The 6,708-nt window shown below is 41.0% G+C and carries 7 protein-coding genes and 1 tRNA gene; 3 read left to right on the top strand and 5 right to left on the bottom strand.

Features of this window, described 5'->3' with window-relative positions; all coding sequences use genetic code 11:
* Nucleotides 1-513 precede the first annotated feature (513 nt).
* Nucleotides 514-1,281, top strand: a complete 768-nt coding sequence (locus ACFSR5_RS14015; RefSeq protein WP_380904835.1) for a hypothetical protein — start codon at nucleotides 514-516, stop codon at nucleotides 1,279-1,281.
* 185 nt (nucleotides 1,282-1,466) lie between these two features.
* Here the strand turns inward: ACFSR5_RS14015 and ACFSR5_RS14010 are convergent, their stop codons facing one another.
* The 4 genes from ACFSR5_RS14010 to ACFSR5_RS13995 form a co-directional block, all read right to left on the bottom strand.
* On the bottom strand, nucleotides 1,467-2,090 hold the full coding sequence (locus tag ACFSR5_RS14010; protein WP_380904833.1) for an AbiU2 domain-containing protein: 624 nt from the start codon (nucleotides 2,088-2,090) through the stop codon (nucleotides 1,467-1,469).
* Nucleotides 2,091-2,189: 99 nt separating this feature from the next.
* Complete coding sequence (locus ACFSR5_RS14005; protein ID WP_380904831.1) at nucleotides 2,190-3,752, bottom strand: hypothetical protein; 1,563 nt, start codon at nucleotides 3,750-3,752, stop codon at nucleotides 2,190-2,192.
* A 47-nt stretch (nucleotides 3,753-3,799) separates the two neighbouring features.
* On the bottom strand, nucleotides 3,800-4,177 hold the full coding sequence (locus ACFSR5_RS14000; RefSeq protein WP_380904829.1) for a DUF2513 domain-containing protein: 378 nt from the start codon (nucleotides 4,175-4,177) through the stop codon (nucleotides 3,800-3,802).
* Nucleotides 4,178-4,309: 132 nt separating this feature from the next.
* Nucleotides 4,310-4,462 (bottom strand): hypothetical protein, encoded by a 153-nt coding sequence (locus ACFSR5_RS13995; RefSeq protein WP_380904827.1) that lies wholly within the window; start codon nucleotides 4,460-4,462, stop codon nucleotides 4,310-4,312.
* Between the two features lie 271 nt (nucleotides 4,463-4,733).
* Between ACFSR5_RS13995 and ACFSR5_RS13990 the strand changes: the two genes are divergently transcribed.
* Both ACFSR5_RS13990 and ACFSR5_RS13985 read left to right on the top strand, forming a co-directional pair.
* A complete protein-coding gene (locus ACFSR5_RS13990) occupies nucleotides 4,734-6,203 on the top strand; it encodes a recombinase family protein (RefSeq protein WP_380904825.1) in 1,470 nt (489 codons plus the stop codon).
* A 2-nt stretch (nucleotides 6,204-6,205) separates the two neighbouring features.
* On the top strand, nucleotides 6,206-6,403 hold the full coding sequence (locus ACFSR5_RS13985) for a hypothetical protein (RefSeq protein WP_380904823.1): 198 nt from the start codon (nucleotides 6,206-6,208) through the stop codon (nucleotides 6,401-6,403).
* A 158-nt stretch (nucleotides 6,404-6,561) separates the two neighbouring features.
* Here the strand turns inward: ACFSR5_RS13985 and ACFSR5_RS13980 are convergent.
* Nucleotides 6,562-6,633, bottom strand: a tRNA-Glu gene (locus tag ACFSR5_RS13980).
* Nucleotides 6,634-6,708 lie beyond the last annotated feature (75 nt).

Below are 6,708 nucleotides of genomic sequence, written 5' to 3'. Positions count from 1 at the left end.
TGAACCCATTCCAATGGTTAATGCATACCTTGGAAAACATCATGTCAATAAACCATAAAAACTTAAAGGATCTTTATCCTCAGAACTTCAAAAAATCAGCGAACCTGTAGTTCATAGGCCGCATACGTTGACTACAGAAAAATACTTTACGTCATTATACTCTCTTTTTAACCAATTTTCAAAGAGTTGTGAGCAAAAAGTTTCGAAAACTCTTTCAGGGGCATTATTATACGTGTTGATGTTCTTAAGTTCCATGCTAAATGCAATTCATAGTAGGCAATATAAACATTTATAGTTCAAATTTTATATCTTCCTCACAACCAATTGCTACAACCCTGAATCACCCAGTAATCTGTTTATTGCCGAATGAGAGATTTCTTGGATATTCTATTTTTCATATTTTGGTAATTTCGCTGCATTATATGATAACATCTCCTTTGAAAACGACCTTGTTTAAAACCACATGTAATAAAACCTTTCAAATCAATTATATTTGTATTTCAGAGCGATTTTATGAATGCATTTTATGACATCAGTGACCAGACGGACTTACCAATCGATGCACTGCAATTGAGTAACCTTGGAAGTGAGAAGGTCTATGCTAGCATAGGCACAACTACAAGGGATGGTTGGGGAGGAAGGAACACCGAATGGAGCCGGCATACAACAGCCGTCCAGCCTGAGGATTACGATAGGCAGTTTGCCTATAAGCTCAATAAATACAAGCCTGTTTATGATATGGGTAAGATTCTGGATTATCACTTTAACCACTACTGTTCGACCCATCTGCAGGGTCAGAGTGATTTCCTTAAACATATGCGTTACGTTGTCTTGCCTATATTAAAGAAGCTAAACAACAGCGAAGTTTGTGCAACACTCTTAGAACAATGGATCGAAGAAAAAACAACAGTTAAAAAAGACATAATCCCTCACACTGTGAACAATAACACCATTAATATCGGTACGGTTAACGCACCAACACAATTTCAACAGAACTCAGATTATTCAGTTCAGACACAACATAATCATTTACAGAAAGAGCAAATCAAGGAATTTCTGGAGGTATTGCGTGAGGATATCCAAAACGTAGATGAAAGCATCCGAAACGACTTTGCTTTGGAAATGGATTATGCCGTTGCCCAGCTCAACAAAGACAGGGATATTAAACCTCAGCTTTTGACGATCGGTGGACTAATGAAAGATGTTGGGATAGGCACTTTTACGAATGTACTGGCCGCACCGATTTACGAAATGCTAAAGCCCTTGCTTGGTATATCCTAATTAGGGCATAATGAGTAAAGTACAAACTTTATCAATCCATACAGGATTCGCTGTCACATCCGCTGAAGCCTGAAAATTCTTGTTCGGTTTGTATAGAGAGACCGATATCTACTCTATTGTTAAGTTTTGACGGAAGGTTTTAATAAACGCTATTAATTCGTCCATCTTTTTCGAGAACAAAAATACTAGAAAAATCCCTGTTCCATCGCCAATCTACGATTTTGGGAATAAAATTCCTGATATCTGGCGTGAAACTTCACGAAGTTGTCGGTCCGGTCATCTTCATGTGTAAACATAAACTCAAAATCATATACCGAGGTACAGTTATTGAACACTTTTTTAACTTTTTCTACTATCCCTATTACATCATCCAATTCATCGTCGCTAAGCGGAGAAATTCGATAGGGTTGGCTTTGGCTACCATCCAAATGGCCAAACTTGGTATTGCGATTTTTACGGATTAACTTATGGATATCGCTTTTTCTTATCTCGTTTAGGATATGTCTATTTTCCTGATAACGTTCGTTGAATTGTTGTCCCACTTCTTTTAATGTATATTCGTTCAATTTCATTAAAGATGCAACATTTTCTTCTGCCTTGTTGCTTGTTTCAAGTAACTTACAGAACTCCATCGTAAACATATATTGGACGCTGACCGCATAGAAAGTAAAGAGGTGGCTGTTCAACAGTTTCAATTCCGATCGGGAAGTCCGGGGTTTGCTTAGAATCCTCAGTTCAGTCAAGGAATGAAACATCAAATGTAAGGTCATTTGCACGTGATTCATGTAGGGGTATTTCACATTCTCCATAGCTGTTTAGTCAAAAAATTGAATTTCATTGTAATCCCGACAACTGAAAGCTCTCTCACTGCTGTTATGTCATGGTGGACCAATAAAGAAAGTGTCAACTCAAAAATATATATTGAAAATAAAGTGATAGATTTTCTTGGGTTTAATCGAATTTAGGTGCTGCGACTCAAAATAGCTGAAACTAGTGTTGGCAACTTGATGTTCCTTCCAGGAATCGGCGAGATATTGCATTTCGGGGGCGATAACCAATTGTTTATACGCTGAACCGATATCCTTTGATTTCAAATTATTGATCATGATAATAAACCCATCAGCATCAAACTCGGTAAGGTAGCCGCAAAGTTGACGGGCTGTATTATTTTTATCTCGGTTCCACCAACCCTTGAATTCGATTACAGTTGTGCCTTTTTTATCGTTGTGTATTTTTAGATCCATTCTCCCGATGCCTTTTTCTTCTTCTACGGTAATGGGAATATTCCCAAATCTAGCCACCAAAAAATTCTTGAACCAATACCGAAATGCTGATTCTTTATTCTGACCATTGTTCCTGATGTTTTGAAGACAGGGTTCGTTGCTGTCATTACTCTGCAAGAGGCGAAAGCCATCAACGATGGCTTCTATTATTGAATTGCTCCCGTAACCCTGAGTTAACAGAGGTTTAAGTTCTTCGATGAATTTTCTTTCGCCTGTAAGCCAATCTGTAAGGATATTTGCGTAGGCGGAGTTTGGATTACCCTCCTTCCCCAACTTTTGTATCTCCAGCTTCCTTGCTGCAAGCATCAAGTCCAACTCCACCTTTCCGACGTCTTTTAGTTCTCCATCGGTATAAAGTTTCAATGCATTGATTTCCTTGATTATTTCCAACGTGGTGGATTTCAAAAATTCGTATATTTCAGGCTTTGAAAGCAATTTTGCACACGAAACACCCGTATACATGTTGGTTGTCGGTTCCCCCGTAACAAGAGGCAATCGATTTTCAAACACCGTTTTGAGGTGTCGGAGATGGCTTAGCTCGAAAGGGAATGTTTCAAGCCATTCGTTATATATCCCGATAAGTTGCCCCAAGTCTACCACATCCTTCTTAGATGAAGGCTCTACAGCGTATTCGCCTTCCAAGAATTTTTGTAACTGTCCTTTTTTTACGGAGTCGATATCAATTGATTCGATTCGGGCTTTTAGGGCTATGAGGTATTCATTTGCGCCGAGCGGTGGACCGAATCCGGATGGGAACTGCCCAAAACTTTTTACTGCATAGGTAATATAGTCTGTAATCTCCTTAAACCAACTTCTCCTTTCTATACACTCCGTGATGCAGGATTCGGTGTAGGCAACAGTTTTGAGTACCTTAGTCGGCATATAAAAATAATTCCGCTTATCAAACCATGTTTCTGTTGCGAGTCTCCTATGGAGATCGCAGCAATCCGGAAAACGGTTGAGTTTGTCAAGCAGCATTCGATAAGTACTCCGATGGTATTCGCAGCATTCGGGAAAATCTACCGGAAGTTCAAGGCTGCTTATCGGTTTGGTGTCGAATGCACGGATTTCGAAACTTTCCGAAGATATCTCATAAAACAACTCTCCTTTCCTTAACGCCAGAGGTTTGACGGAATCGCAGTTTATGACCTTGATTAAACCGGTATGTTGAAAAGTCTCTCTTCCCATCGACGTCAAATATTAATACATTTCATTTTCGTTAAACGCACATATGATTAATTGATCAAATCACCAAGCTGTTCTAAATTCAATTTTGACAAGACCTTAGTCCCGAGTTCAAATGTCCAAGAAAGCCCTTTCTCCAAGAATGTTTCTTTAGCCTTGTTCCAAATTTTGCTATTCCTGCTTAAATCGAGGAACTGGTGTCCTTGGTAGGTGATATCGGCTATTTTAGCGCTTTTGTATTTGCTATTCCAACCGGGTTTACTATGTTCCAACACAATGAAACCAGCTTCTTCCATTCGCTTCGCATTGTAGAAAACCTCGTCGTCGGAATAGCCCTCGATTTGTGGCACCCTGTTATAGCCGTCCACTGTTCCTTTTTCCTCAATGTAAATCAGGATTTTCCGTATTAAATCGGGTATAAGTTTCATAGTATTCAAAAGATTAAAGTCGTATCCATTCTTAATCGTATTAAAACAAAGATAAATAACATATCTCCGTGGTACACACTAAAAATATTAATATTGCGTGTATTGATTCGCTGCATGATAAATGTTCTCTGGTCACTGAAAATTTCTCCCCTTATAGGACACTCTACCCACCGTATCGCCGTCCTCCGGAGCAGCCAACCCACGCAGCCACCCGTTCAGGTTGGTGCAGTGCTGTACAACCACATGGATGACCTCACCCTCGATTTGCAATTTACCCGTCACCATCAGTAACCGAGATTGCGGGATCTTCCTCCTGTACTTTTCAAATATCTTCCCCCCTCCACTGCGAGATTGGCAAATCCCGTTTCGTCCTCGACGGTTACGAATAACAGATCTTTTATGATATCCGCTCCCGCTCTCTATCCCACTTCACTTTTTTAGCTACAAACTATCAAACCGAAACTCAGCATGACTTTGTTTCTTCTTTTCAAGAATAGAATAGTTGAAAATCTATGAGAAATCCCGACCTTAAATATCAAACATATACACTATTTACATGAAGACAGCTTACCTATACGTCCGCGTAAGCACGGACGAACAAAAAAGAAAGGGTTATTCCTTACCGGAACAGGAAGACAGGCTATTAAAATATTGTGAGTACAACAATATAGCAGTCAAAGGTATCTATCGTGAGGACTATTCAGCAAAAAATTTCAATCGCCCCGAATGGAAAAAGTTAATCGCAACGGTCAGAAGCAAACCAAAGGAAGAAAAGAACATACTGTTCATCAAGTGGGACCGGTTCAGCCGGAACACCGAATACGCATACGAGATGATAGGAATGCTCCGCAAATACAAAACGACGGCAATGGCCATTGACCAGCCCATCGATTTCTCCGTACCGGAAAGCACGGTCATGCTTGCCGTTTACCTATCCGTGCCGGAATCGGAGAACAGCAGAAGGGCCATGAACACGGCAAACGGTATCCGCAGGGCAAAACAGATGGGCAGGTATCCGAGCAGAGCCCCCATGGGTTTCATCAACCTGACTACGGTGGACGGCAAAAAAATTATCGCCCCTAAGCAACCCGAGGCAGGTATCATAAGGTGGGTCTTCCACCAGCTTGCGAAGAACGTCCATAGGGTAGAGGACGTTCGGAAGATGGCGGATGGCAGGGGGCTGAAATGCTCGCAATCACATTTCTTCAGGCTTATACGCAACCCGGTCTACTGTGGCCTTATCCCAATAAAACTCAATTCCCAGGAACAGCACATGGTAAAGGGAATCCACGATCCATTGATTTCGGAGGCACTGTTTTACGAGGTACAGCGCATCATCACCACGAGGAGGAAGGTCACCGCTAAAAAAGATGACCTGAAAGCAATGTTTTTTCTAAAGGGTACCCTGGTCTGTCCCCTTTGTAAAAGAAACATTTGCGGAAGCTTTTCCCAGGGCAAAACAAAGAGATACCCATACTACCATTGTTACGGAAGATGCAAGACAAGAATAAATGCACCCTTCCTCAATGACCGTTACCAGCGCAAACTCCAGCAGATGGTGCTTTCAGGCAACGCGGTCGATCTATTCAATCGCATCCTGGAAGATTGGAACACAAATACACAAAAAGCCGAATACCTGCAGGAACGGAATATGGTGGTGAGAAGGCTGAACGAACAGGAATCGATCCTTTCCCAAGGTCGGAAACTGTTCGTGGCCGCGATACTGAAACTCGACGATTACACCGAACTGAAAAGTGAGTGCCGGGCCAAATCCAAATGCCTGAAAAGGGAGTTGAGTAATATCAATGTTAAATTGAGGAATATTGACAAACAGGGCCAATTGGGGAACGGGCCATTTGTAGACATCTTTCAAGGGTTCCCAGGCTTGGATACAGCGGACAGAAAACATCTCGCCAGCCTGATCCCACCGCTTAAGGTCGACTTCCAAACGGGGGATATCTCTTTGGATCTGAACGGTGCGTTATCAAAAATACTATTGACAAAACGAAAAGCGAAAAAGCAATAAACATGAATTTCATCGACAAAAAGGTTTCAGTTAAACGAGCAATTGCGATATTAGCAAAAAATGGCATCCAAGTGGACGAAGACGAAGGGACTGTTATACTCGACTTTCTGTATCTCATGGCAAAGAATTACAAGAAACCTGAGGAAGAAAAAGACGTCGAATCCCTAAGGAGAAATCGAACTTCGGGAAAAACGCTATAGAGATGCCGTGAAGCAGGTTTTTTAGGCAGTCTTACACGACCGTCTAAGAATTGTGGTTACAAAATTCGAACTCTAAATGACCAGATGGTAACAGTTTGGGTCACAGATTCTTATTGGCATAAAAAAAGGAGATATCCATTATATGGAATCTCCTTAAGTAGCCCGTAGGGGAATCGAACCCCTGTTTCAAGAATGAAAATCTTGCGTCCTAACCCCTAGACGAACGGGCCATTTGATTTTGGTGATGCAAATATAGAAATCATTATTTATTGTTCAAAATAAATTTTAAAAAAACCGAAAATCTA

The organism is Sphingobacterium suaedae (assembly GCF_042684625.1).
GTDB classification, from domain to species: Bacteria; Bacteroidota; Bacteroidia; order Sphingobacteriales; family Sphingobacteriaceae; genus Sphingobacterium; species Sphingobacterium suaedae.
Note: the sequence above shows the minus strand (reverse complement) of the source record. Positions and strands in the feature narration are given on the sequence as shown.